The sequence below is a fragment of the Streptomyces sp. LHD-70 genome (assembly GCF_031157275.1).
GTDB lineage: Bacteria > Actinomycetota > Actinomycetes > Streptomycetales > Streptomycetaceae > Streptomyces.
Genome location: NZ_JAVIFW010000012.1, coordinates 141,259 through 165,098 on the forward strand (window position 1 = coordinate 141,259; position 23,840 = coordinate 165,098).

General features: G+C 71.1%; 24 protein-coding genes. 16 read left to right on the plus strand and 8 right to left on the minus strand.

Annotation, left to right across the window (positions count from 1 at the left end; translation table 11 throughout):
- Positions 1-53 precede the first annotated feature (53 nt).
- A complete protein-coding gene (locus RCO28_RS24145) occupies positions 54-854 on the plus strand; it encodes a gamma-glutamyl-gamma-aminobutyrate hydrolase family protein (protein WP_308943447.1) in 801 nt (266 codons plus the stop codon).
- A 255-nt stretch (positions 855-1,109) separates the two neighbouring features.
- Here RCO28_RS24145 and RCO28_RS24150 read toward each other — a convergent pair whose 3' ends face one another.
- Positions 1,110-1,682, minus strand: coding sequence for a MarR family transcriptional regulator (locus tag RCO28_RS24150; protein ID WP_308943448.1), 573 nt, complete (start codon positions 1,680-1,682; stop codon positions 1,110-1,112).
- A 373-nt stretch (positions 1,683-2,055) separates the two neighbouring features.
- On the opposite strand from RCO28_RS24150, the gene pcaC reads away from it, so the two are divergent.
- From pcaC to RCO28_RS24165, 3 genes are all read left to right on the plus strand, one after another.
- Complete coding sequence (pcaC, locus tag RCO28_RS24155) at positions 2,056-3,336, plus strand: 4-carboxymuconolactone decarboxylase (protein ID WP_308943347.1); 1,281 nt, start codon at positions 2,056-2,058, stop codon at positions 3,334-3,336.
- A gap of 29 nt (positions 3,337-3,365) precedes the next feature.
- The gene (locus RCO28_RS24160; RefSeq protein WP_308943449.1) at positions 3,366-4,007 is read left to right on the plus strand and encodes an MBL fold metallo-hydrolase; all 642 of its coding nucleotides are present in this window, start codon (positions 3,366-3,368) and stop codon (positions 4,005-4,007) included.
- A gap of 65 nt (positions 4,008-4,072) precedes the next feature.
- Positions 4,073-4,852, plus strand: coding sequence for an exodeoxyribonuclease III (locus RCO28_RS24165; RefSeq protein WP_308943348.1), 780 nt, complete (start codon positions 4,073-4,075; stop codon positions 4,850-4,852).
- Between the two features lie 131 nt (positions 4,853-4,983).
- Here RCO28_RS24165 and RCO28_RS24170 read toward each other — a convergent pair whose 3' ends face one another.
- On the minus strand, positions 4,984-6,810 hold the full coding sequence (locus RCO28_RS24170) for an SGNH/GDSL hydrolase family protein (protein ID WP_374991234.1): 1,827 nt from the start codon (positions 6,808-6,810) through the stop codon (positions 4,984-4,986).
- A 222-nt stretch (positions 6,811-7,032) separates the two neighbouring features.
- Positions 7,033-7,212: a hypothetical protein gene (locus tag RCO28_RS24175; protein ID WP_308943350.1), complete on the minus strand. Its 180-nt coding sequence runs from the start codon at positions 7,210-7,212 to the stop codon at positions 7,033-7,035.
- Between the two features lie 217 nt (positions 7,213-7,429).
- Here RCO28_RS24175 and RCO28_RS24180 point away from each other — a divergent pair, with 217 nt between their 5' ends.
- From RCO28_RS24180 to RCO28_RS24200, 5 genes are all read left to right on the plus strand, one after another.
- Positions 7,430-7,870 carry a DUF6278 family protein gene (locus RCO28_RS24180; protein ID WP_308943351.1) on the plus strand — a complete coding sequence of 147 codons (441 nt, stop codon included), beginning with the start codon at positions 7,430-7,432 and terminating at the stop codon, positions 7,868-7,870.
- 151 nt (positions 7,871-8,021) lie between these two features.
- On the plus strand, positions 8,022-8,765 hold the full coding sequence (locus RCO28_RS24185) for an amino acid ABC transporter ATP-binding protein (RefSeq protein ID WP_308943352.1): 744 nt from the start codon (positions 8,022-8,024) through the stop codon (positions 8,763-8,765).
- A gap of 42 nt (positions 8,766-8,807) precedes the next feature.
- Positions 8,808-9,740 carry a glutamate ABC transporter substrate-binding protein gene (locus RCO28_RS24190; protein ID WP_308943450.1) on the plus strand — a complete coding sequence of 311 codons (933 nt, stop codon included), beginning with the start codon at positions 8,808-8,810 and terminating at the stop codon, positions 9,738-9,740.
- 8 nt (positions 9,741-9,748) lie between these two features.
- Positions 9,749-10,393: an amino acid ABC transporter permease gene (locus RCO28_RS24195; RefSeq protein WP_308943353.1), complete on the plus strand. Its 645-nt coding sequence runs from the start codon at positions 9,749-9,751 to the stop codon at positions 10,391-10,393.
- Complete coding sequence (locus RCO28_RS24200) at positions 10,390-11,262, plus strand: amino acid ABC transporter permease (protein WP_308943354.1); 873 nt, start codon at positions 10,390-10,392, stop codon at positions 11,260-11,262. Before RCO28_RS24195 ends, RCO28_RS24200 begins: the two co-directional genes overlap by 4 nt.
- A gap of 45 nt (positions 11,263-11,307) precedes the next feature.
- On the opposite strand, the gene RCO28_RS24205 is transcribed toward RCO28_RS24200, so the two are convergent.
- Both RCO28_RS24205 and RCO28_RS24210 read right to left on the minus strand, forming a co-directional pair.
- Complete coding sequence (locus RCO28_RS24205; RefSeq protein WP_308943451.1) at positions 11,308-12,903, minus strand: CocE/NonD family hydrolase; 1,596 nt, start codon at positions 12,901-12,903, stop codon at positions 11,308-11,310.
- A 137-nt stretch (positions 12,904-13,040) separates the two neighbouring features.
- Positions 13,041-14,255 (minus strand): Ig-like domain-containing protein, encoded by a 1,215-nt coding sequence (locus RCO28_RS24210; protein ID WP_308943355.1) that lies wholly within the window; start codon positions 14,253-14,255, stop codon positions 13,041-13,043.
- A gap of 285 nt (positions 14,256-14,540) precedes the next feature.
- Between RCO28_RS24210 and RCO28_RS24215 the strand changes: the two genes are divergently transcribed.
- Together RCO28_RS24215 and RCO28_RS24220 are read left to right on the plus strand one after the other, a co-directional pair.
- Positions 14,541-15,311, plus strand: a complete 771-nt coding sequence (locus tag RCO28_RS24215) for an alpha/beta hydrolase (protein WP_308943356.1) — start codon at positions 14,541-14,543, stop codon at positions 15,309-15,311.
- On the plus strand, positions 15,308-16,585 hold the full coding sequence (locus tag RCO28_RS24220; protein ID WP_308943357.1) for a cytochrome P450: 1,278 nt from the start codon (positions 15,308-15,310) through the stop codon (positions 16,583-16,585). The genes RCO28_RS24215 and RCO28_RS24220 overlap by 4 nt, the downstream gene beginning before the upstream one ends.
- A gap of 119 nt (positions 16,586-16,704) precedes the next feature.
- On the opposite strand, the gene RCO28_RS24225 is transcribed toward RCO28_RS24220, so the two are convergent.
- Entirely contained in the window at positions 16,705-16,914 is a 210-nt protein-coding gene (locus RCO28_RS24225; protein WP_308943358.1) for a hypothetical protein, read from the minus strand.
- Between the two features lie 231 nt (positions 16,915-17,145).
- Positions 17,146-17,901, minus strand: coding sequence for a hypothetical protein (locus RCO28_RS24230; RefSeq protein WP_308943359.1), 756 nt, complete (start codon positions 17,899-17,901; stop codon positions 17,146-17,148).
- 127 nt (positions 17,902-18,028) lie between these two features.
- Between RCO28_RS24230 and ggt the strand changes: the two genes are divergently transcribed.
- Together ggt and RCO28_RS24240 are read left to right on the plus strand one after the other, a co-directional pair.
- Entirely contained in the window at positions 18,029-19,840 is a 1,812-nt protein-coding gene (gene ggt, locus RCO28_RS24235; protein WP_308943360.1) for a gamma-glutamyltransferase, read from the plus strand.
- A gap of 19 nt (positions 19,841-19,859) precedes the next feature.
- Positions 19,860-20,546 (plus strand): glycoside hydrolase family 75 protein, encoded by a 687-nt coding sequence (locus tag RCO28_RS24240; protein ID WP_308943361.1) that lies wholly within the window; start codon positions 19,860-19,862, stop codon positions 20,544-20,546.
- A 124-nt stretch (positions 20,547-20,670) separates the two neighbouring features.
- On the opposite strand, the gene map is transcribed toward RCO28_RS24240, so the two are convergent.
- Complete coding sequence (map, locus tag RCO28_RS24245) at positions 20,671-21,438, minus strand: type I methionyl aminopeptidase (RefSeq protein WP_308943362.1); 768 nt, start codon at positions 21,436-21,438, stop codon at positions 20,671-20,673.
- Between the two features lie 78 nt (positions 21,439-21,516).
- On the opposite strand from map, the gene RCO28_RS24250 reads away from it, so the two are divergent.
- The 3 genes from RCO28_RS24250 (at position 21,517) to RCO28_RS24260 (ending at position 23,583) form a co-directional block, all read left to right on the plus strand.
- Complete coding sequence (locus tag RCO28_RS24250) at positions 21,517-21,768, plus strand: helix-turn-helix transcriptional regulator (RefSeq protein ID WP_308943363.1); 252 nt, start codon at positions 21,517-21,519, stop codon at positions 21,766-21,768.
- A gap of 113 nt (positions 21,769-21,881) precedes the next feature.
- Complete coding sequence (locus RCO28_RS24255; protein WP_308943364.1) at positions 21,882-23,129, plus strand: alginate lyase family protein; 1,248 nt, start codon at positions 21,882-21,884, stop codon at positions 23,127-23,129.
- 43 nt (positions 23,130-23,172) lie between these two features.
- Positions 23,173-23,583, plus strand: coding sequence for a PPOX class F420-dependent oxidoreductase (locus tag RCO28_RS24260; RefSeq protein ID WP_308943452.1), 411 nt, complete (start codon positions 23,173-23,175; stop codon positions 23,581-23,583).
- Positions 23,584-23,840 lie beyond the last annotated feature (257 nt).

Genomic DNA, 23,840 nt, shown 5'->3' on the forward strand with positions numbered 1-23,840 from the left:
CGAGGACGACGAGGACGACGAAGACGACGAAGGCGATGAGGGCGATGAGGGCGATGAACGCGATGAAGGCGACGAAGGCGGCGAAGACGACGGCCACCGCCACCAGCGCACGCCGCCCGCTCATCGCGATCCCCGCCCGGTTCTCCGCCACGACCTCCGCGCTGCGGTACGCGGCCGAGGTCAACGCCAGCGCCCTGATCGAGGCCGTCTGGCGGGCGGGCGGCGAACCCGCCACCGTCCACCCGTACGCCCCCGACGGCACCTGCGACCCCGCCGAGGTCGCCGCCCGGCTGGCCCGCTTCGACGGCGTACTCCTGCCCGGCGGCGGCGATCTCGCCCCGCGGCGCTACGGGGCGGGCACGGCGCACGAGGCGGTCTACGACGTGGACGACGAACAGGACGCCTTCGACCTGGAGACCGCCCGCCAGGCGCTCGCGCTGCGGCTGCCGCTGCTCGCCGTCTGCCGGGGACTCCAGGTCGTCAACACGGCCCTCGGCGGCACGCTCCACCAGGACATGGGCGGCCCGGGCCGCGAACACCGCCACGTCACCCACCCGGTGTCCCTCACGCCGGGCTCCGCGGTGGCGGGCATCGTGGGCGGCGACAAGGCGGAGGCGTCCTGCTACCACCACCAGCACGTCGACCGCCTCGCGGACGGCCTCACGGTCACCGCCCGCGCGATGGACGGCACGATCGAGGCGGTCGAATCGGCCGCCCCGGCGGGCTGGTTCGTGGCGGTCCAGTGGCACCCGGAGGACACCGCCTCCTCGGACCCGGCTCAGCAGGGGTTCTTCGACGCGCTGGTACGCGAGGCGGGCCCGCGCCCGAGCCCGCGAAGGGGCGCGAGGCTGTGACATTGGCGGCTCCGCCGCGTGGGCGCGACCAGCCACGACGGCGCGTCAGTAAAACGACAGCCTGAGGAGCGCAGCCCGGCAGCCGACGGCAGCCACGCGGCGCCAGCCGCATATCGGACACAGCCGGGAAGGGAGGGGGAGGGGATCAAATCCAGCCCGTCCGGGGGCGCCTCTCAGCGGTAGCCGGGGGAGTTTGAGGGCGAGCCCGCAGAGCGACGAGACGGCGCCCGAGTCAACGGCACCCTGACCCGGAACCTACCCCTTCGCCCGCCGCCCGCTCCGCCGAGGCGCCGGCTCCGCCCCGCCCAACAGCTCCCGGCGCCGCTCCTCCCCGCGCTCCTCCACCTGCAGCACCACGCGCCGCAACCCGTCCGCGAGCCCCCGGCACTCCTCGTCGCTCAACTGCGAGGTGACGAACGCCTCTTCCTCGTTGAACGCGGGGAAAACCTCGCGCATGAACGCCTCGCCCTCGTCGGTGAGACGCAGCAGCACCAGCCGCCCGTCGCTCGGGTGGTCGGCCCGCCGCAGCAGCCCGCGCGACTCAAGGGTGCGCGCGACCCCCGTCAGGGTGCCCTTGGAGATCCCCGCCTCCTCGGCGATGTGCCGGGTCTCGGACTCGCCCCAGACCCACACCACCCACAGGACGACGAACGCCGTCCACGTCAGATCGGAGCCGCGCAGCACGGAGTTCTCCAGGTGGTGCCGTACCGTGGCGGCGGCCCGGTAGATGTTCGCCACGGCCGCCATCTGCTCGCGGCGGATCGCGATACCGCCGAGCTTGGCCTGCGCGAGCTTCTCCGCTTCCGTGATCGATCGGTGGCCCGGCAAGCTTGCTCCTCGGTCGTCTGGCCGACGAAACCGGACGCACCGTGCGGCCGGGTCGTTCGACACCGAAGTGTACGGGCGGGACCCGCGCATCACGCTGTCCGCACACGCGGCGATCAGGGCCGAGGCTCCGCCGCCGCCATCCTTCGACAGCAGGTGGAGGGTGTCCTTGGAGGTGACGAAGGTGCTCGTAGGATCTGGGGGAGCGCGCCACGCACGGCTCTGCCCGCCACGGTCACGCGCACAGGCCGGTGAGCGCGTGTCTGGGCTCTTGAGGCCTTCGGTCAGTACCGGGCCTGCTGTTGCGAGAGAATCACGAACCGACAGGTCCACCCCGGCGGTGTGACAGCTCGTGACAGATGAGAGGGTCGGACGGGTGAGCGAGACGCCGAAGAACAGCCTGCAATACCGCTTTGACGGGCCAGAAGACGCCCCAGTCCTGATCCTGGGTCCGTCGCTTGGTACCACATGGCACATGTGGGACCGGCAGGTTCCGGAGCTGGCGCAGACCTGGCGCGTGTTCCGGTTCGACCTGCCCGGGCACGGCGGTGCGCCCGCGCGCGCAGCCGACAGCGTCCAGGAGCTGGCCGACCGGGTGCTCGCCACTCTCGACGAACTCGGCGTGCAGCGCTTCGGATACGCGGGCTGCGCCCTCGGCGGTGCCATCGGCGCCGACCTCGCGCTGCGGTACCCGCAGCGCGTCGCCTCGCTCGCACTGATCGCGGCCTCGCCCCGGTTCGGCACCGCGGACGAGTTCCGGCAGCGCGGCGTGATAGTGCGTACGAACGGTCTGGACCCGGTCGCACGGACCTCCCCGGAGCGCTGGTTCACGCCCGGCTTCGCCGCCAACCAGCCCGCGATCACCGAGTGGGCCGTGCAGATGGTCCGCACCACCGACCCCGGCTGCTACATCTCCGCCTGCGAGGCGCTCGCCGCGTTCGACATACGGCCCGAACTCGGCCGTATCGGTGTGCCCACGCTCGTGCTCGTCGGCTCCGAGGACCAGGTCACCGGCCCCGCCGAGGCCAGGACACTCGTCGCCGGCATACCGGACGCCCGGCTCGCCGTCGTGCCCGGTGCCTCGCACCTGGCCCCGGTCGAGCAGCCCGCCGCCGTCACCGACCTGCTCGTACGCCACTTCTCCACTGCCTGGACCGAGCAGCACTCGGCGATCTCCGCGACCCCGCCCAAGCCGGTCCTCGCGCCGCCGATGCCGACCTCGCCGGTGGCCGAGATCGCGCCCGCCGAGCAGGACGAGTCCGCTCCGGCCGGCCGGGCCGACACGTACGACAGCGGTCTGAAGGTCCGGCGCGAGGTGCTCGGCGACGCGCACGTGGACGCGGCGCTCGCCGCGGCCGACGAGTTCTCCGGCGACTTCCAGGACCTGATCACCCGGTACGCCTGGGGCGAGGTCTGGGCGCGGCCCGGGCTCGACCGGCGGATGCGCAGCTGCGTCACGCTGACCGCGCTGATCGCGGGCGGCCACCACGAGGAGCTCGTCTTCCACGTCAGGGCCGCGCTGCGCAACGGCCTGACGCCCAGCGAGATCAAGGAAGTCTTCCTGCAGGCCGCCGTGTACTGCGGCGTGCCCGCGGCGAACACCGCGTTCAAGGTCGCGCAGTCCGTCATCCGCGAGGAGACCACGCCGGAGGACTGAACCGGCGGCAGGATGGTGCCATGGCACACATGAAGCTCACGAAGAAGTCGCACGCCTGCGTCCGCCTGGAGAAGGACGAACGCACCCTCGTCATCGACCCGGGCGGCTTCAGCGAGCAGGACGCGGCGCTCGGCGCCGACGCGATCCTGATCACCCACGAGCACCCGGACCACTTCAACGAGCAGCGGCTGCGCGCCGCGCTCGACGCGAACCCGGCCGCCGAGATCTGGACGCTGCGCGCGGTCGCCGACCAGCTCGCGGCCGCGTTCCCGGGCCGCGTGCACACCGTCGGGCACGGCGACACCTTCACGGCCGCCGGGTTCGACGTCCAGGTCCACGGCGAGCTGCACGCGGTGATCCACCCGGACCTGCCGCGGATCACCAACGTCGGCTTCCTCGTCGACCCGGGCAGCACGGCCGTCTTCCACCCCGGCGACGCGCTGACCGTCCCCGAGCAGCCCGTCGAGACACTGCTCGTGCCGGTGATGGCGCCCTGGAACAAGATGTCCGAGGTCATCGAGTACGTCCGCGAGGTCAAGCCGCAGCGCGCCGTCGACATCCACGACGCGCTCCTCACCGACCTCGCCCGCCCGATCTACGACACCCTCATCGGCAACCTGGGCGGCGCCGAGCACAGCCGCTTCGCGTCGGGTGACGGTACGGAGATCTGACCCGGATCGGGGCGCGGTACGGAGCCCCGAGCCCGTTGTCGTACCCGCCCGGTAGGTTGTGAGACATGCGCATCGCGACTTGGAACGTCAACTCGATCACTGCCCGTCTGCCCCGCCTCCTGGCCTGGCTGGAGAACAGCGGCACGGACGTGCTGTGCATCCAGGAGACCAAGTGCGCCGCCGAGCAGTTCCCCGCGGACGAGCTGCGCGAACTGGGCTACGAAGCGGCGGTCCACGCCACCGGCCGGTGGAACGGCGTGGCGGTGGTCTCCCGGGTCGGCCTCGAGGACGTGGTCAAGGGCCTGCCCGGCGATCCGGGGTACGAAGGGGCGGAGGAGCCCCGAGCCGTCTCCGCGACCTGCGGCGGCGTCCGCGTCTGGTCGGTCTACGTACCGAACGGCCGCGAGCCCGAGCACGCGCACTACGCCTACAAGCTCCAGTGGTTCGAGGCGCTGAAGGCCGCCGTCGCGGGGGACGCCGCGGGCTCCCGCCCCTTCGCGGTGATGGGCGACTACAACGTCGCGCCGACCGACGAAGACGTCTGGGACATCAGCCTCTTCGAGGGCGCCACGCACGTCACCCCGGCCGAGCGCGCCGCCCTGGCCGCCCTGCGCGAGGCGGGCCTGAACGACGTGGTGCCGCGCCCGCTGAAGTACGACGTCCCGTTCACGTACTGGGACTACCGCCAGCTCGGCTTCCCGAAGAACCGCGGCATGCGCATCGACCTCGTGTACGGCAACGACCCGTTCGCGAAGGCCGTTTCGGATGCGTACGTGGACCGCGAGGAGCGCAAGGGCAAGGGCGCGTCGGACCACGCGCCGGTGGTCGTGGACCTGGACGTGTAGCGGCAGCCGAGCAGAGCGGGAGGGCCGGGCGGAACCGTGGTTCCCGCCCGGCCCTCCCGCGTCCGGCCTCCGCAGAGCCTCAGCCCGCGAGCGCCCTCAGGATCCTCAGCCCGCGAGCGCCCTCAGGGCCCTCAGCCCGCGAGCGCCCTCAAGTCGATGGACTCCGCGAGCGCGTTGAGGCCCGCGTCGCCCGGATGCAGATGGTCACCGCTGTCGTACTCGGGCAGCATCCGCGCCGGGTGTCCGGGGTCGCGCAGGACCTTGTCGAAGTCGAGGACCGCGTCGTACGTACCGCTGGAGCGGATCCAGGTGTTGACGGCCTCGCGATGGGCGTCGACGCCCGGGGCCGTGCACAGCCTCTCGCCCTCGCAGGGCGCTATCGTCGCGGCGACCACGCGCAGGCCGCGCGCCCGCGCGCGTTCCGCGATCTCCTCGAGGCCGGCGATGACGTCCCCGGCGCTCGCGCCCCAGCGCACATCGTTGACGCCCTCGAAGACGACCATCGTGCGCGCCGAGGTCTGGGCGAGGACGTCCCGGTCGAGCCGGTTCAGGGCGCTGACGCCGCCGGTGTCGGTGGAGATCCCGTCGCCCGGATACCGGTCGGTGACCACACGGTTCGCTGAGATCCCATGGTTGATCACGCCATAGTGCGGAACCTCGTCCTGAGCGAGCAGCCGCCGCGCGAGCACATTCGGCCAGCGCAGATTGGCGCCCTGGGTGGACTTCACGCCATCGGTGATCGAGTCGCCGAGCATCACGACGGACCCGGGCCCGCCGCCGACGTCGACGCCGGTGAGGAACGGCCAGGTGGTGATGGTCGAGGTGTACGCGCCGGGCGCGCTGTCGCCGCTGTGGTCACCGGCGGTGCTCAGGTACGAGCGCTGGATGGCCTGGCTGTGCACGGGCGCCGCCGAGACCGTGCCGGGGAGATGGAAGCTCACCAGCAGATTGCTGTCGGCGGGCACGTCGAAGTCGACGGGATCGCTGAACACCTGCGCCCCGGCCGGGATTTCGGTGCCGTCCGACCCCCGGAACGACAGCGGTACGGGCACCTGCCGAGGCTCGGCCCCGGAGCGCTGCACGGCCACCGTCGCACTGCCGATCCGTACCGGCGTACGCGCGAACGTGTTGTCGAGCCGGATGCGCACGCGCGGTCCGCCCGCGGAGGAGTGCACGACGAGCCGGAGGGTGCGGTCGACCCAGGGGCCGACGGCGGTGTAGCCCGCGGTGGACGCGGACCAGGTGCCGCTCCAGGCGGGCGTCGCAGGGCGTACGGAGAGGGCGAAGACATGCAGGTCGGGGCCGTGGTCGTCGGGCAGGCGGACCTCGGTGACCTCGCGGCCCCGGTCCAGCGGGACCGTGACGACGTAGAGGCGGGCGGTCTCGGTGCGCTGGCCCTGCGGGGAGTTGATGTGCGGCAGCGCCACGGACTTGGTGGCGAGGGGGCCGGAGCGCCAGTCGGGGGCGGTGAGGCGGTAACTGCTGCGGGAGCCGTCGCGGTAGCGCACGGTGCCGGTGCCGCTCGCGTCGCCGCCGGTGCCCGCGACGAGGAAGGCGAGGGCGTCACCGCGGCCGCGTACCGCCACGGACTGGCCGTCGGCCCTGACGTTGTCGGGCCGACCGGGCTCGGTGCGGGGTATCCGCAGGCGGGCCGAGTCCACGCCGACGGTGCGCCCCGGCGTCCAGCCGGCGGCGGCCAGGTCCTGGGCGGAGAGCGAGGCGCCCGAGCCGTCGAAGTCCGCGGCCTCGGGCTGCTCGTCGCTGCTCACCGCCCGGTTGTCGAAGAGCCGCTCCAGGGGGAGCGGCTTGTGTCTTGGTTCCGCCGCCGTGGCGTCGGCGACTGGTGCGACTCCGGCAAGGAGTCCAAGGACGACCGTGGTTCCCCAGAAACGTCGGCGCACGGGCTGGCTCCTCCTCCTCACCGGGCGGTGAGGGCCTAGTGACGACAGATGCGCCATGAAGCTAAGGAGAGGTGCAAGACCCGTCAATGACCGGCGTCTGAACTCGCCCTGAATTCAAGGGAGATGAGCAGAGCCGCTCAAACCTCGTGGTCAGACCGGATGCGCGACCGGACGCGCGACCGGACGCGCGACCGTATGCGAGCCAGCTGCGATCAGGCTTCGACCAGGCTTCGGACAGGGATCGGCCCCGCACGGCCGAGTTGTCCGGACAGGTGTCGCTCAGGCCGCCTCCACGACCTCGTCACGCATCGCGATTGCCCAGAGGGTGACCAGCCGTGCGTACTCCCGGCGCTGTTCGTCGGAGAGCCGGCCGTCCGCGCGGCTCCACAGCTCGCGTATCTGCGCGTTGATCTCCGCGGCGGAGGGCGTGGTGGCATGACGCTCGTCATTGAGGGACATGCGGTGAAGCTTAGGGGCGCGGTCTGACAATCCGCTACCGCTCGGTCACGGAAGGCTGCTCACGCACGGGTCGCCCACGCGCCGCCTGCCCCCACAATGGAACGAGGGGAGCCGTCGTGTCGGGGTTCGGGGCGGCGTCCGGAAGGTGATCTAGTGCAACTACGACAAAGTGACAGCCATTTTGGGCGAAGCGGGCTGATTCGGCGGAGCGTGGATCATGAAGGTGCCTTTTCTGGACAAGTGGCTCGGGCGGCGGACCGACGAGCCGGGTGCCGGCCTCGCGGAGGCTTTCGAGCAGAACCCGGACGGCGTGGCCGAGTTGCTGTCGGAGTGTGAGCTGCTGCGCTCGGAGGCCGCGACCGCAGGTCTTGAACTGGACGACAGCGTCGCCTCGTTGGAGGCCCTCGACCAGCTGACGCCGCACTGGCGCGACGACCCCGAGATGCTGCCCTGGCTCGGCAACGACGCCGGCCTCTATCTCGGAACCGTCCTCGTGCGCACCGTTCCGGGCGCCGTGTGGCACGTGTGGCCCGGCGGTCATCCGGTGGTCAGGCTGGCCTCCGGGCGCGAGATCCACGTCGTGGGGGCGGGCCTCGACTGGGCGGTGAGCGGGGCGCCCGAACTGTCCCAGGTGTACGCGGAAGCGGCCGAGGCCTGAGCCCTGACGGGGCCCGTTCGAAGGCTCCCTCAACCCCCTTGAAGCGGAAATACGGTTAATGCCCACAAGGTGCGTGTCGCCTGTTAAGTCCCGTATTGCTATGGATAGTTTGCGCGGACTGTCATACAGCGATGAGTGAGTAGGGCTGGGCATGGCCGTCGATCCGTTGATCGAACTGCGGGACGTCAACAAGTACTACGGGGAGTTGCATGTCCTGCAGGACATCAGTCTCACCGTCGGACGCGGGGAGGTGGTGGTGGTCATCGGGCCGTCCGGATCGGGGAAGTCGACCCTGTGCCGGACGATCAACAGGCTGGAGACCGTCCAGTCGGGACACATCACGCTGGACGGACAGCCGCTGCCCGAGGAGGGCAAGGAGCTCGCCCGGCTCCGCGCCGAAGTAGGCATGGTGTTCCAGTCGTTCAACCTCTTCGCGCACAAGACGGTCAGGCAGAACGTTTCGCTCGCGCAGGTCAAGGTGCGCGGCCGCAAGAAGGACGAGGCGGACCAGCGCTCCGGTGAGCTCCTGGAGCGGGTCGGCCTCGCCGCGCACGCCGAGAAGTTCCCGGCACAGCTGTCCGGCGGCCAGCAGCAGCGCGTGGCCATCGCCCGCGCCCTCGCCATGGACCCGAAGGTGATGCTCTTCGACGAGCCGACCTCGGCGCTCGACCCGGAGATGATCAACGAAGTCCTGGAAGTCATGCAGCAGTTGGCCCGCGACGGCATGACGATGGTGGTCGTCACGCACGAGATGGGCTTCGCCCGCTCCGCCGCCAACCGCGTGGTGTTCATGGCCGACGGCAAGGTCGTCGAGGACCGCACTCCGGAGGACTTCTTCACCAACCCGGAGAGCGAGCGGGCCAAGGACTTCCTCTCCAAGATCCTCAAGCACTGACGGGGGCGTGCACCGATGACACGTAGAGCACGCGGCACACGCATGCCCGCGGGCAGGATCGCCGGGCCCGGCAGGCTCACCAAGGCACTCGCCGGGCTCGCGCTCACCGCCCTGGCCGCCACCGCCTGCGGCAAGGAGGGCAGCCCGCCCGTGAAGGGGCCGAGCGCCGAGGATCTGCCCAAGTACCAGATCGCGCAGGGCTTCCAACTGCCGGACTCGCCCACCTGGAAGAAGGCGAAGCGGCGCGGCCGGCTAGTGGTGGGCGCCAAGGAGGACCAGCCCTACCTCGGCGAGAAGGACCCGGCGAGTGGCGTCTACTCGGGCTTCGACATCGAGATCGCCAAGATGATCTCGGCGTCCCTCGGCTTCGACCCGAAGACGGTCCAGTTCAGGACGATCGCCTCGGCCAACCGCGAGACCGCCCTGCAGAACGGCCAGATCGACTACTACGTCGGCACCTACACCATCAACGACAACCGCAAGAAGCTCGTCGGCTTCGCCGGCCCGTACTACATGGCCGGCCAGGGCCTCCTTGTGCGCAAGGACGAGGAGGGGATCAAGGGCCCGAAGGACCTGGCGGGCAAGAAGGTCTGCTCGGCGGCGGGCTCCACCCCGTACCAGCGCATCGAGGCGGACTTCCCGAAGGCGGACCTCGTCGCGTACGACACCTACTCGATCTGTGTCGACAACCTGCTGACGTACCAGGTCGACGCGGTCACCACCGACGACGCGATCCTCCAGGGCTATGCGGCCAAGGTGCCCGAGGAGCTGAAGCTGGTCGGCAAGCCGTTCTCGGAGGAGCCGTACGGGATCGGCGTGCCGCGGCGGGACAACGCGCTGCGCTTCGCCATCGACGACGCCCTCGCCCAGAACGAGAAGAACGGCAACTGGAAGAAGGCCTACGACGCGACGCTCGGCCTCTCCGGAGTCCCCGCGCCGAAGCCGCCCGCCATCGACCGCTACCCGGCGAGCTGAGGGGCGTCATGAACACACTGACCGACAACTTCTCCACCTACGGCAAAGGGTTCCTCGGGACCGTCGAACTCACCGTCTACGCCTCGCTGCTGGCGCTCGTGCTCGGGTTCTTGATGGCGTCGTTCCGGGTCGCGCCCGTCGGGTCGTTCCGGCTGTTCGGCACCGTGTGGGTGGCCGTCCTTCGCAACACCCCGCTGACGCTGCTGTTCTTCGCGGTGCTGCTCGGCCTTCCGCGGTTCGGACTCGTGCTGCCCTTCAAGGTGTTCGCGGTCCTCGCGCTCGGCTGCTACACGTCCGCGTTCATCTGCGAGGCGCTGCGTTCCGGCATCAACACCGTGCCCAAGGGGCAGGGCGAGGCGGCGCGCAGTCTCGGGATGAGCTTCGGGCAGACGCTCAACAACATCGTCCTGCCGCAGGCCTTCCGCTCGGTGATCCCGCCGGTCGGCTCCAATCTGATCGCCCTGGCCAAGAACTCGGCGATCGCGGGGGCGTTCAGCGTCACCGAACTCCTCGGCACGTACAAGACCCTCAACGAACTGGGCTACAGCATCATCTGGACGTTCATCTGGATCGCCCTCGGCTACCTGATCATCACCCTCACCATCAGCGCGATCTTCAACTTCCTGGAGAAGCGCTGGGGAGTCGCCCGATGACCGCGACCGCGCACGAAGAGTCCACCGCCCTCTACGACATCCCCGGACCGGCCGCCCGCAAGCGGCACTTCGCGTACGGGGCGTTCTCGACGCTCCTGATCCTGGGGCTCGCGGGCTGGATCCTGTATCTCCTCTTCGACACCGAGCAGTTCACCGCGACGAAGTGGACTCCCTTCGAATACGAGGGAATTCAGGAACTCCTCCTGACCGGACTCGGCAATACGCTCAAGGCGTTCGCCATGGCCGCCGTGCTCTCCCTCGTGCTCGGCACGGTGCTCGCGGTGGGGCGGCTCTCCGACCACAAACCGGTGCGCTGGCTGGCCACGCTGATCGTCGAGTTCTTCCGGGCGATGCCGGTCCTCGTGATGATCTTCTTCATCTTCGTGGCCCTGAAGGTGCATCCGCTGCCCGCGCTCGTCGCGGGGCTCACGCTCTACAACGGCTCCGTGCTCGCCGAGGTGTTCCGCTCCGGCATCAACGCCGTGGAACGCGGGCAGCGGGAGGCGGCGTTCGCGCTCGGGATGCGCAAGACACAGGTGATGACGCACGTGCTCGTGCCGCAGGCCGTGCGCGCCATGCTGCCCGCCATCATCAGCCAGCTGGTGGTCGCCCTCAAGGACACTTCGCTCGGTTACCTCATCACCTATGAGGAGTTCCTGCACGCGGGGAAACTCATCGCCTCGAATCTCGACTACGATTTGCCGTTCATCCCCGTAGTGATGGTGATCTCGCCGATCTACATCGGGATGTGCATGCTTCTGTCGTGGTTCGCCACCTGGGTGTCCAAGCGGCAGAGGCGCAGTCCCAAGACGGAGGCCGTGGACGTCGCCCCGGCCGAGCCGGGGACGCTGCTGCCGGGTGCGCAGTAGCTCTTGGGGTACGGGAGCCTGAGCCCGCCCGGCAGCAGCCGGAGATCACTGCTCGCGCAGCGGGACCGACACGTGAGACGGGTCGGCCGCGGGGGAGGAGAAGGTCAGCTGCGCGCCGGTCGGGTTGTGCTCGATGTAGAGCGGGTCGACCGTGTCGACGACCACGGCGAGGCGATGCCCGGCAGGTACGTCGTAGGCGGTGGAGAACAGCTCCAGATCCACGCCGAACGGCTTGCCGGGCGCCTTGTCGTGGAAGGTGAGAGGTGCGTGACTCACCAGCTTGCCGAGGCCGAGCGGCCCCACGTCGTAGAGGTACGCGACGAGGGTGCCGCTCGACTCGTTGCTGGTGACCGTGGTGTGCACCTTCGCGGTACCGCGCACCTGCTTGGCGGTCGCGTACCGCTCCGACTGCCAGACCGCCGCCCGTGAGCGGGGGAGCAGCGGGATCGACGCCATCGGCGGGATCTTCGCGAACTGGTCGAGCAGGCCGGTCAGCATGACGATGCCGCCGTTGGCGCCCGAGTCGGCGTTGGCGCGCACGGTGTGGGTGCCGTCGAGCGCGATCCTGGTGCTCTTCGCGCCCACCGACTTCCAGTCTGCGTAGCCCTCGTAGGCGCCTGTTGTACGGGATTTGAGCTGGACCGGGAGTTCCTGGTCGATGCCGTTGCGCTCGCCCTTGAGGTACCGGTCGAACCAGCGCTGGGAGTTGCTCCACACGTCGTTGGGCAGGCCGAGCAGGCCCGTCGCCTCGGCCGTGGCGTGGTCGCCGGGGCGGAACTCCAGGCGCTTGGGGCCGGTGAGCTTCTCGTAGAAGTCGGCGTACTGGTTGGGCGGGAAGAGCGAGTCGCCCCAGGCGTTGCCGAGCATGACGGCGGTGCCGTTCTTGTTCAGGGCGTCGACATAGGTCGCGGGGGAGCGCTTCGCGCCCCACGCGATCATCTCGTCCTCCTGGTCGAGGTTGGAGGCGAGGAAGTCCTTGAGGATCTGGCGGAGTTCGGGGCCGGGACGGCCGGTGACCTCGCCCAGGCCGCCGAGCAGCCCGGCGGCCTGCTTGTGCTGGGTGCGGCCGGAGTAGATCGAGTCGATCAGGTCGGCCCAGCCGCTGAGCGCCGCGACCGCCTTGACGCGCGGGTCGTGGGCGGCGGCGAGGAGGCTGATGCCCGCGCCGTAGGAGACGCCGGCCATGCCGAGACGGTCCGGGTCGGCCGGGGTGTGGGCGAGGGTCCAGTCGACGACCTTGCGGGCGTCGGCGATGTCCTCGGGGCCCGCGGTCTCGATCTCGCCGCCGGACTGCCAGAAGCCGCGTGAGTTGTAACCGACCACGACGTAGCCGGAGTCGGCGAGCTTCTTGGCCTGGGCGACGTACTCGATCTGCGGCATGGCCCAGCTGGTGGGCAGCACGATCGCGGGGTAGCGGGTGCCGGGCTTCGCGTCGGACGGGGTGAAGACGTTGGCCTTGAGGACCGTCCCGCCGTCGCCCTCGATGTCGACGAAGCGGGGCCCTGCGGAGTCGGCGGCGGTCACCGGGGCGGGTGTCGCCAGGGCAGCCGGGGCGACGCCGAACGCGGCGCCTGCGACGAGGGCCGCCGAGAGTGTGCCTGCGGCGGTGCTGCGGAGCGCCTTGCGGCGCGGTTCTCCCACGGGTACCACGGGTCACTCCTCAGGGTCGGATCAAAGTGACCCGACGGTAACCTCGGGGGCTTACCCGAGGTAACCCGTCGGTAAGTTACGCGCACGTAACGATTGACGCGTCAGGAACAGCCGGTGGCGCGTCGGGGTCAGCCGGCCGAACCGCCGCCCCGCAGCGCGCTCTTGGCCTGCCACGCGTCCCAGCTCAGGTTCCACAGGCCGTAGCCGTTGCCCACGTCCGCATTGCCCTTGTGGCTCGATCCCTTCGTCACGAACGGGTCGCCCACCTGCACCGCGTCGTACAGCCACCGCGCGTCGCCGTCGCTCATGCCGACGCAGCCCGAGCTGTGGTTGGTGTTGCCGAAGTACGCGGCGTTCCACGGCGCGGCGTGCGCGTACATGCCCGACCAGGTCAGCCGCATCGAGTAGTCGACCATCTTGTCGTAGGCGTCGCCCAGGCCGACCGTCTCCGAGTTCATCCGGATCGTGCCCTCCTTCGACATCAGGACGTTCACGCCGCCCCAGGACGCCTTCTGGCCGCCCGGCGTTCCGGCCGACATCGGGACCGTACGGACCGCCTTGCCGTCCCGCAGCAGGGTCAGGCGCTTGCTGTCCAGGTCCACGTCGACCTGCTGGTCCTTGCCGACGGTGAACGACGTGTCGTAGTCGCGGACGAACCAGCCGCCGCCCTCGCCGGAGTTCACGCCGTTCAGGTCCGCGTCGAGCTTCACCTTCGTGCCCGGCTTCCAGTACTCCTTGGGGCGCCAGTCGATCCGGTCCTTGCCGGAGTAGTCGGTGATCCAGCCCCAGGAGCCCTCAGTGGAGTTCGAGGTGGTCACCTTGAGGTGCTGCTCCACGTCCTTCTTGTTCTTCACCGGGTTGTCGAACACGATCGACAGCGGCTGGGCCACGCCCACCGTGGTCTTGTTGCCGGGCGCGAGGGTCAGCTTGTTCACCCGGCCCGCCGCCTCCGTGGTGAACTTCCGCTCGGCGCTGCGGCCGCGGTCGTCCTCGGCCTTCACCTCGTACGTCGTACCGGGAGAGGCCACGCGGTCCGAGGTCCAGGTGCGGCCGTCCTTCGAGATCCGGCCCGCGAGTTCGCCGCCCTCGTCGTCGCCGACCGAGACATCCGCGAGGCGGCCCTCGGCCAGCTTCACCTCGACCCGCTCGCCCGCCTTCGCGTTCTGGCCTCGCAGGTTCACGGAGACCCGCGCGTCCTTGTCCGCGCCCAGATCGGCGCTGCCGTTCGCGGTGCCGCCCGCGCAGCCCGTCAGCGCCAGCGCGAGGGACGCGGCGCCCACGGCCAACACCGTGCCGTGGGGCGGCGAGATATGACGTATTCGGCTCGGGCGTGTACGGCTCAAGGTGAGACCTCCAGTGCTGCTCTCGGTTCCACGGGGGAGGAGTGGGCGGCGGGCGCCGAGGTTGCCGGGGCCGTACGGAAAAATCGCCGGAAACGGTGTGACATGGATTGCACCGGACTCCGACGGGGCCGGGGCGGGACGCGGGAGGGTCCGGCCGGGGGCGCAAGGTGGGCGCAGGGATCCTCCGGCGTGCCGCGCTCGTGACCACTCTGCGCCCTTGCCGGGGCCGGGAGTTGGAGTCACCTTTGGGGAGCCCGAACGCCCGCACCGCGAACGGAGTCGCCCGTGGCTTTCCCGTTGCCCCACACCCTGCTCGGATCAGGACCGCACAAGGTCTTCGCCGTGCATGGCTGGTTCGCCGACCGCAGCGCCTACGCCGCCGTCAGCGCCGACCTCGACCTGGAGTCGTTCACCTACGCCCTCGTGGACCTGCGCGGATACGGCGAGGCGCGCGGGGAGCCCGGGGCGTACACCACGCAGGAGGGCGCCGTCGACCTGGTGGCGCTCGCCGACCGGCTCGGCTGGGACCGGTTCTCGGTGATCGGGCACTCGATGGGCGGCTCGGTCGCACAGCGCGTCGTGGCGGCCGCCCCGGAGAGGGCACGGCGGATCGTCGGGGTGTCGCCGGTGCCCGCGGCGGGCCTTGCCATGCCGCCCGAGCAGTGGGAGCTGTTCACGTCCGCCGCCGAGCTCGCCGAGAGCCGCCGGGCCATCCTCGACTTCACCACCGGCGGCAACCGGCCCGCCGCCTGGCTCGACCGGATGGTGGGCCGCTCCTTCGAGTGCAGCGACCCCAAGGCGTTCCGCGCCTGGCTCGACTCCTGGGCGAGGGACGACTTCCACACCGAGATCGAGGGCAGCACCGTGCCCGCCCTCGCCGTCGTCGGCGCCCTAGACCCGGCGCTCGGCGCGGAGCTGACCCGGCAGACCTGGGGGCGCTGCTTCGTACGGGCCGAACTCGCCGAGCTGGCCGCCGCCGGGCACTACGCGATGGACGAGACACCCCTCGAACTCGTCCGCGTCGTCGAGGACTTCCTGCGCGCGGAGCAGCTGTGACGACCTCCTCGCGACCGGCCGCCGCACCCCGCGGCGTCCCCGACGTCTTCGACCCCAGGCTGCTGCGCGACGGCATCCCGCACGAGGCCTACCGCGAGCTGCGCGCCCACCACCCGGTGGCCTGGCAGGAGGAGTACGAGGTGCTCGGCTGGCCCGCAGGGCCCGGGTTCTGGGCGGTGTCGCGCCACGCCGACGTCGTCCGGGTCCTCAAGGAGCACGCCACGTTCTCCTCGCACCTCGGTGCCACGCAGATCCGCGACCCGGACCCGGACGACCTGCCGTTCATCCGCCGCATGATGCTCAACCAGGACCCGCCGCACCAGGTCCGGCTCCGACGGCTCGTCGGCAGGGCGTTCACGCGGGGGAGGGTCGAGCGGTTCGAGGCGAAGGTGCGCGAGCGGGCTCGTCAACTCTGCGTTGCCGCCCGGGAGTTCGGTGAGGTGGTCGATCTCGTGGCGACCGTCACGGACGACTACGCGCTGCTGAACCTCGCCGACCTGCTCGGCGTGCCCAAGGGCGACCGCGGGCTGCTCCTGGAGTGGACCGAGCGCGTCATCGGCTACCAGGACCCGGACGAGGCCGCGGCCCTGGTGCTCGGGCCCGACGGGCGGCCGGTCAACCCGCGCTCGCCCGCGATGCTCCAGGAGATGTTCGACTACGCGCAGCGGCTCGCCTCGTACAAGCGCCGCCACCCCAGCGACGACGTGATGACCGCGCTCGCCCACGCCACCGACGGCGATGCGCGGCTCACCGGGCCGGAGCTGGAGATGTTCTTCTTCCTGCTCACCGTCGCGGGCAACGACACCGTGCGCAGCGCCGCACCGGGCGGGCTGCTCGCGCTCGCCGAGCACCCCGAGGAGCAGGCGCGGCTGCGGGCCGGAGAGGTCGAACTCGGCTCCGCGGTCGAGGAGTTGCTGCGGGTGCACCCGCCGGTCCTCACGTTCCGGCGCACCGCCGTGCACGACACGGAGATCGCCGGGCAGCCGGTGCGGGCGGGCGACAAGGTGGTCGTCCTGCACGCCTCCGCCAACCACGACGAGCGGGTGTTCCCCGACCCGTACCGCCTGGACCTCGGCCGCACGTCCAACCCGCACGTGTCCTTCGGGGACGGTCCGCACGTCTGCCTCGGGGCGCACTTCGCACGGTTGCAGTTGGGGGTGTTGTACGAGGAGGTGTTGCGGCACTTTCCTGTGCTGGCCTCTGCGGGGCGGCCGCGCAGGCTGGTGTCGAACTTCATCAACGGGATCAAGGAGTTGCCGGTGCGGATCGGCTGAGTCCCGTGAACGCAGCGGCCGTCGGGCGCCAGGCGCCCGCAGGCGTTGCGACGGCAGCCCCCTCGGCCGCACGGCCGAGGGGGCTGCCGGCTCAGAACGGACTCAGCCGTTCCGGCTGATCAGGCGCCGGCGACGTTGAGGTTCACCGTCCCGTTCTGCAGAGACGCCCCACCCTCCGCGACGATGCCGTGGCCGGCCAGCTCGACGCCGCCGAATCCGTGGAGCCCGCTCTGGTCGCCGTGCAGGGCCAGGGCGGCGGCGCCGCCGGCCACGGCGTCCAGGGCGTCGTCGGCGATCTCGCGGGTCTCGATCTGGGCGTTGTGGTTCATGAGGAACGCTTCCTTCGTTGGGCGAACGGTGCGTGAGTCGGCCGAACTCACTTGTGACAGCGCACCCGGACGGCTCCGTGTCACACCTGCGCGGGAGGTTCACCGAGGGCGCACCAAGTAAGCCGATATGCCGGTCATACGGCATGCACCAAGATCACCAAGTGTCCGCGGATTGGGGTGTTGTGAGGTCAAGTCAGGACATCCGGCGAGCCGTCGGGCACCGGCACCTGCTCAGTCCTTCGGCGCCCGGTGCGACGTGCGTACGGCCGGTGCCGGGGCCTGCGCGGACTTCGTCACGTCGGCGACCAGCTCGGCCACATCAGGGCCGTACGCCTGGGAGTTGACGACCTTCAGGAGCAGGACGAAGGAGTTCGTGCCGTGCTTGCGGGACAGGCGCTCGTGGTGGCGGGCCAGATAGCGGGTCGCCGCCTGGTGTGTGATCGCCCGCTGGCCGCAGAAGAGGAACACCGGCCGCGCCTGCCCGCCCTGGCCCGCGGTCAGGCGGGCGAGTACGACGTACTCGGCGCGGCCCGGCTCCATCCGGTACCGCTCGCTGCCGATCTGGAACGCACCCCGGTCCGGGCCCGGCTCCGGCTCGGAGTTGACCCGTATGCCCGGAAGCATCGCGTGCAGATGCGCGGCCATGCGGCGGTTGGACGCGGGGCCGCCCACGCAGAACTCCGTGCGCTCGCCGAAGCCCTCCTTGACGGTGTCGTGCGCGATCACCTGGGCGTGCGCGCCGCACTCCTTGATCAGGGCGGAGAGTTCGAGCAGCGAGAACATGTCCGTGCGCGACACCGTGAGCTCCGGGCCCGCCGCGTCACGGTTCACGACCAGCAGGGTCTCCGCGTTGTCGGGCAGCCCGAAGAAGGCCTGCTTCCGCCGGAGCCCCCGCTTCCACAGGTACGTACGGGCGAACCAGCCGAGGCACAAGAGGATCCCCGCCGCGAACGCGCCGACGACAACGTACACAAGGTCTTCACTCATGGGCGGGCACTCTAGCCCTTGCCGTCGAACTCCCGTCTACCCCGCGGCGCACCGGTGTTCGAGAGGGTCCTGACGTGTTCGCGGCGTGAAGTTACGCTGCGCAGACAGTCGTTGACCGGAGGTACGGATGCGTCGTCCAGTTGCGCGGAATCTGTCGCTGCTCGCCGTTTCGGGCGCTTTGGTGGCGGTGGGGGCGGCCGCGCCCCCTTCGTCGACCGCGGCTCCGGGTGCGACGCCACCACCGCCGAAGTCGCCGGTCGCGGTCGGGTACGGCGGGGCCGTGTCCAGCGTCGACCCGGATGCCTCCGCCGCGGGCATCGAGGTGCTGCGCAAGGGCGGCAACGCGGTGGACGCCGCCGTCGCCACGGCCGCCGCGCTCGGCGTCACCGAGCCGTACTCGGCGGGCATCGGCGGCGGCGGGTACTTCGTCTACTACGACGCGAAGTCCGGCAAGGTGCACACGGTCGACGGCCGGGAGACGGCGCCGGCCAGTGCGGACAGCGAGCTGTTCGTCGAGGACGGCAAGCCGCTGCCCTTCGACGCCGCGATGACCAGCGGCCTCAGTGTCGGTACGCCGGGCACACCCGCCACCTGGGACGCGGCCCTCGACGCCTGGGGCAGCCGCTCGCTGCGCCAACTCCTCAAGCCCGCCGAGCGGTTGGCGGCCCAGGGCTTCGTCGTGGACGACACGTTCCGCGCGCAGACCGCCGCCAACGAGGAGCGCTTCGCCGACTTCCCCGCCTCCGCCGAGCTGTTCCTGCCCGGGGGCGAGCTCCCGGCCGTCGGCTCGGTCTTCAAGAACCCCGACCTGGCGGATACGTACGCCGAGTTGGGCCGCAAGGGCAGCCGCGCGATCTACCACGGCAAGCTCGCCGAGGAGGTCGTACGGACCGTCAACAATCCGCCGGTCGACCCGGACTCCGGGCGCGAGGCCCGCTCCGGTGATCTGACGACGGCGGACCTCGCCGGGTACTCGGTGAAGCGGCAGGCACCGAGCCGGTCCGAGTACCGGGGCCTCGACCTCTACTCGATGGCGCCCTCGTCGTCCGGCGGCACAACCGTCGGCGAGGCGCTGAACATCCTGGAGCGCACCGACCTGTCGAAGGCCAGTCAGGAGAAGTACCTGCACCGGTACATCGAGGCCAGCCGGATCGCCTTCGCGGACCGCGGGCGCTGGGTGGGCGACCCGGCGTTCGAGGACGTCCCCACGAAGGAGCTGCTCAGCCAGCGCTTCGCGGACTCCCGCGAGTGCCTGATCCGCGACGACAAGGCGCTCACCAGCCCGCTCGCGCCCGGCGACCCACGCGACCCGAAGCCGTGCGGCACCGGCGACAAGGCCGCGCCGACCACGTACGAGGGCGAGAACACCACGCATCTGACGGCCTCCGACCAGTGGGGCAACGTCGTCGCGTACACCCTGACCATCGAGTCCACCGGCGGCAGCGGCATCACCGTGCCGGGGCGCGGCTTCCTGCTCAACAACGAGCTGACCGACTTCTCCTTCGCCCCGGCGAGCCCGGACGTGCACGACCCGAACCTGCCGGGGCCGAGCAAGCGGCCGCGCTCGTCGATGTCGCCGACGATCGTCCTGAAGGACGGCCGTCCGGTGCTCGCGCTCGGCTCGCCCGGCGGCGCGACCATCATCACCACCGTCCTGCAGACCCTCACCGGAGTGGTCGACCGTGGCCTGCCGCTCGTCGACGCGATCGCCGCACCGCGCGCCAGCCAGCGCAACGCCGCCGCCACCGAGCTCGAACCGGGCCTGTACGACAGCGAGTTGAGGAAGAAGCTGGAGTCCCTCGGACACGCCTTCAAGGAGAACCCGGAGATCGGCGCGGCCACCGGAGTGCAGCGGCTGCCCGACGGGCGCTGGCTCGCGGCGGCGGAAAAGGTGCGAAGGGGTGGGGGCTCGGCCAGGGTGGTGCACCCGAGCTCTTGATCAACTTCTAGGGGTCCCCGTGCGTGCGCTGAAGTCCGTGCCGAAGTCCTTCCTGGTTCCGGCCGCCCTCGCTCCCGTGCTCCTCGCCACGCTCGCGGCCCCGCCCGCGCGGGCCGAGGGGGACGGGGGAGCGGTGGCGGCCGCGCTCCTCGCCAGGGTCCAGGGCTGCGAGCAGCTCTCGAAGGGCAGGTTCCGTACGGACGACGGGACGCCCGCGGACATCCCCGTCTGCGGCGGCAAGGGCGTCGTCCACTGGAAGGCCGACCTGGACATCGACTGCGACGGCCGCCCCAGCCGCGTCTGCAACAAGCGCACGGACCCCTACTTCCAGCCCACGACGGCCTTCCAGGACTCACGCGGCCGGCACCTCGACTCGGCGAAGCTGCCGTACGTCGTGGTGCCGGGCGCGAGCAAGCTGTGGAACCACCGCGAGGCCAAGGTCTGGGGCGGTGGGCTCGCCGCGATCGTCCACCGCGGCAAGGTGCAGTACGCGGTCGTCGGCGACACCGGCTCGACCGACCTGATCGGCGAGGCCTCGTACGCCACGGCCCGCGCCCTCGGCATCGACCCGCACCCGGTGCGGGGCGGGGCGGCGCGGGGCGTCACGTACATCTTCTTCCAGGGGTCGCAGGTGGGCCGGATCGAGAGCAGGGCGGATGCGGAGCGGGAGGGGGCGCGGTTGGCGGGGGAGTTCCTGGCGGGGTGAGCGGGCCCCAAGAGCAAAATCAGCCCGTCCGGATAGCAAAATCAGCCCGTCCGGCGCTTGAGGACGAGCCCGCAGGGCGATCGACGGCGCCCGAGTCGACAGCGCGGGTCGGACGGCCACAAGCTCACAACACCGTAAGCACCCGGGGCCCCTCCTCTGTAATGGCCACGGTGTGCTCCGCATGCGCCGCCCGGCTCCCGTCGCAGGTGCGGAGCGTCCACCCGTCCCGGTCCGCGTAGTAGTCGTCCTTGCCGCCGGCGGTCAGCATCGGCTCGATCGCCAGGACCATGCCGTGCCGCAGCGGCATCCCGCGTCCGGGACGGCCCTCGTTCGGTACGCCCGGGTCCTCGTGCATCCGGCGGCCGATGCCGTGGCCGCCGAAGCCGTCGGGGATGCCGTAACCCGCCGTGCGGCAGACCGTGCCGATCGCGTGGGCGATGTCGCCGATGCGGTTGCCGACAACGGCGGCGGCGATGCCCGCGTCGAGGGCCGCGAAGGCCGTCTCCACGAGCCGGGTGTCGGCCGGGCGCGCCCTGCCCACGGTGAAGCTGACCGCCGAGTCGCCGACCCAGCCGCCGAGCCGGGCGCCGAAGTCGGCGGAGACCAGGTCGCCGTCGCGCAGCCGGTACCCGTCCGGGATGCCGTGCACGATCGCGTCGTTCACCGAGACGCACAGGGTCGCCGGGAACGGGGTCGGGGCGAAGCCCGGCCGGTACCCGAGGAACGGGGAGTCCGCGCCCGCCTCCCGCAGCACCTCGCGCGCCACCCGGTCGAGGTCGACGAGCCGGACGCCGACGTCCGCCGCCTCCCGTACCGCCGTCAGTGCCTGGGCCACGACTCGGCCCGCTTCCCGCATCGCGTCCAGGGACGCGTCCGTCTTCAGTTCCACCATGCCAATTACTATACCGGTATTTCTATACCGTCATTACTGTACCGGTATAAGAATGGGCCGCCGCTGTAGACTGGCCGCATGGTGCGCACCCCCCTCACCCCCGAAGAGCGCGAACGCGGCGAGCGGCTCGGCCGGTTGCTGCGCGAGGCGCGCGGCGAGCGGAGCATGACCGAGGTCGCGGCCAACGCCGGGCTCTCCGCCGAGACGCTGCGGAAGATCGAGACGGGCCGCGCGCCCACCCCGGCGTTCTTCACCGTCGCCGCACTCGCCGGCGCCCTCGGCCTCTCCCTCGACGAGGTCCTGACGCGCTGCGCACCCGTTCCAGCCTGAGCCCCGCCCGCCACGGGAGCCGCAGCGCGGCCGGGCAACACATCGCGCGGGGCGACGCATCGCGCGGAGCAACACATCGCGCGGGGCGTGACACGCCGGTGCACCCTGCTCGTATGGCCACCCGACCGCGCCCTGCGCGCCGCGTACGCCCCGCACGCCGCGTACGCCCCGCACGCCGTGGGCTCGCCGCCTGCGTCACCCTCGTCGCAGCCCTCGCCGCCGCCCCGCACGCCGTGGCCGCGTCCGCGCCGCGACCGGACGCACCCCGCGCCTTCACCCACCCCGGCGTCCTCCTCGACCGCGCACAGCTCGAAGCGCTCCGCGCCCACGTGGAGTCCGGCGCCGAACCCTGGGCCTCGGCCTACCGCGCGATGAACGCGAGCCGGTACGCCCAAGCCGCGTACCGCCCGCGTCCCGTAGCCGTCGTCGCCTGCAAGCCGTACAAGAACCCGCCCGCCTGCACCGCCGAGCGCGAGGACGCCGTCGCCGCCTACACCCAGGCGCTGCTCTGGTCGGCCACCGGGAAGCGGGCGCACGCCGAGAAGGCCGTGCAGATCATGGACGCCTGGTCGAAGGTCCTTCGCGACCACACCGAGGGCAACGCCGGGCTGCAGGCCGCCTGGGCCGGGTCCACCTGGGCGCGGGCCGCGGAGATCGTGCGGCACACGTACGACGGCTGGCCGAAGGGGCGGGTCGCGCGCTTCTCGGACATGCTCCGCAACGCCTACCTCGGCGAGTTCGACGCCAAGGTCGCCGACTACAACGGCAACTGGGACCTCACCATGACCGACGCGGCCCTCGCCATCGGTGTGTTCCTCGACGACCGCAAGGTGTTCGACCGTGCCCTCGCGCGGTTCCGGGCGCGCGTGCCCGCGTACTTCTATCTGCGCTCCGACGGGCCGCTGCCGCTCGCCCCGCCCGGCGGCACCGCCGACACCCCGGACAAGATCCGCGACTACTGGTTCGGGCAGCAGCGCTTCGTCGACGGCCTCGGCCAGGAGTCCTGCCGCAACTTCCAGCACGTCGGGTACGCCATCGCCGCCACCGCGCACACCGCTGAGACCGCGCACCACCAGGGCGTGGACCTCTACGGGGAGGTACGGGAACGGCTGCGCGCGGCAACGGAGTTGCACGCCGAGTACCAGCTCGGCGGCGAGGTGCCGACGTGGCTGTGCGGCGGTAAGCCCGAGCTGACCCTCGGCCCCGACCTCGAAGTGGTCCTCAACCACCTCAAGAACCGGCTCCATGTGCCCGTCCCCCACACCGAACGCCTCGCGAGCCGCACCCGCCCCGCCGGCACCGACGACCTCTTCGTCGCCTGGGAGACCCTCACCCACGCGGGCGGCCCAGGCACCTCCTAGGAGGCGTCCGGCAGACACGTCCTAAGCTCCCCGCATGACCCCCATGAACGCCGAACACCTCGGCCGCGTCCGCTACATCAGCCTCACCACGTACCGCCGGAACGGGGTCGGTGTCGCGACGCCCGTGTGGGTCGTGCGGTCCGGGGACGAGCTGTGGGTGTGGACGCGGAGCGACTCGTGGAAGGTCAAGCGGCTGCGCCGGGACAAGGCCGTGCGCGTGGCGCCCTGTGACGTACGCGGGCGGGTCGCGGAGGACGCGCCCGCCGTCGACGGCACGGCGCGCTTCCTCTACGCCGACGAGATGCCGCGCCTGCGCAAGCTCCTCGGCCGCAAGTACCGCCTGCAGTACTGGCTCCTGGACCTGCCCGCCACCCTCGTACGCCTCGGCAAGCGCCCGCACACCGGGATCGCCGTGACCCTCGGCGGCTCCGCGAAGAGCGCCGACGTCCCGTAGGCCCTGTCTTCAATCTCCCTCCCCCAGCTACCGCTGGGAGGTGCCCCCAGCCCCGCGACGCCATGCACGCTCCCCCAGCCTCCGGCCGGGGGGACCCCCACTCGCCGCACCGGGCGAAGACCCAAGTAGCTCCGCTACGAGGGCCTGCGCCCGGCACGCCGAGAGCACGCACCTGACGCCGCGGGGCCGCCCTTCGGGCGACGACGGGAGATTGAAGACAGGGCCTAGGCCCTTCCGAACGTGCCCGGTGGAAAACT

What these genes read in the sequence shown, in the direction of transcription:
- RCO28_RS24145 (WP_308943447.1), top strand. Translation starts at nt 54, where the DNA reads ATGAACGCGATGAAGGCGACGAAGGCGGCGAAGACGACGGCCACCGCC.
- RCO28_RS24160 (WP_308943449.1), top strand. Translation starts at nt 3,366, where the DNA reads ATGAAGCTCACGAAGAAGTCGCACGCCTGCGTCCGCCTGGAGAAGGAC.
- RCO28_RS24165 (WP_308943348.1), top strand. Translation starts at nt 4,073, where the DNA reads ATGCGCATCGCGACTTGGAACGTCAACTCGATCACTGCCCGTCTGCCC.
- RCO28_RS24170 (WP_374991234.1), bottom strand. Translation starts at nt 6,810, where the DNA reads ATGGCGCATCTGTCGTCACTAGGCCCTCACCGCCCGGTGAGGAGGAGG.
- RCO28_RS24175 (WP_308943350.1), bottom strand. Translation starts at nt 7,212, where the DNA reads ATGTCCCTCAATGACGAGCGTCATGCCACCACGCCCTCCGCCGCGGAG.
- RCO28_RS24180 (WP_308943351.1), top strand. Translation starts at nt 7,430, where the DNA reads ATGAAGGTGCCTTTTCTGGACAAGTGGCTCGGGCGGCGGACCGACGAG.
- RCO28_RS24185 (WP_308943352.1), top strand. Translation starts at nt 8,022, where the DNA reads ATGGCCGTCGATCCGTTGATCGAACTGCGGGACGTCAACAAGTACTAC.
- RCO28_RS24190 (WP_308943450.1), top strand. Translation starts at nt 8,808, where the DNA reads ATGCCCGCGGGCAGGATCGCCGGGCCCGGCAGGCTCACCAAGGCACTC.
- RCO28_RS24195 (WP_308943353.1), top strand. Translation starts at nt 9,749, where the DNA reads ATGAACACACTGACCGACAACTTCTCCACCTACGGCAAAGGGTTCCTC.
- RCO28_RS24200 (WP_308943354.1), top strand. Translation starts at nt 10,390, where the DNA reads ATGACCGCGACCGCGCACGAAGAGTCCACCGCCCTCTACGACATCCCC.
- RCO28_RS24225 (WP_308943358.1), bottom strand. Translation starts at nt 16,914, where the DNA reads ATGAACCACAACGCCCAGATCGAGACCCGCGAGATCGCCGACGACGCC.
- RCO28_RS24230 (WP_308943359.1), bottom strand. Translation starts at nt 17,901, where the DNA reads ATGAGTGAAGACCTTGTGTACGTTGTCGTCGGCGCGTTCGCGGCGGGG.
- ggt (WP_308943360.1), top strand. Translation starts at nt 18,029, where the DNA reads ATGCGTCGTCCAGTTGCGCGGAATCTGTCGCTGCTCGCCGTTTCGGGC.
- map (WP_308943362.1), bottom strand. Translation starts at nt 21,438, where the DNA reads ATGGTGGAACTGAAGACGGACGCGTCCCTGGACGCGATGCGGGAAGCG.
- RCO28_RS24250 (WP_308943363.1), top strand. Translation starts at nt 21,517, where the DNA reads ATGGTGCGCACCCCCCTCACCCCCGAAGAGCGCGAACGCGGCGAGCGG.
- RCO28_RS24255 (WP_308943364.1), top strand. Translation starts at nt 21,882, where the DNA reads ATGGCCACCCGACCGCGCCCTGCGCGCCGCGTACGCCCCGCACGCCGC.
- RCO28_RS24260 (WP_308943452.1), top strand. Translation starts at nt 23,173, where the DNA reads ATGAACGCCGAACACCTCGGCCGCGTCCGCTACATCAGCCTCACCACG.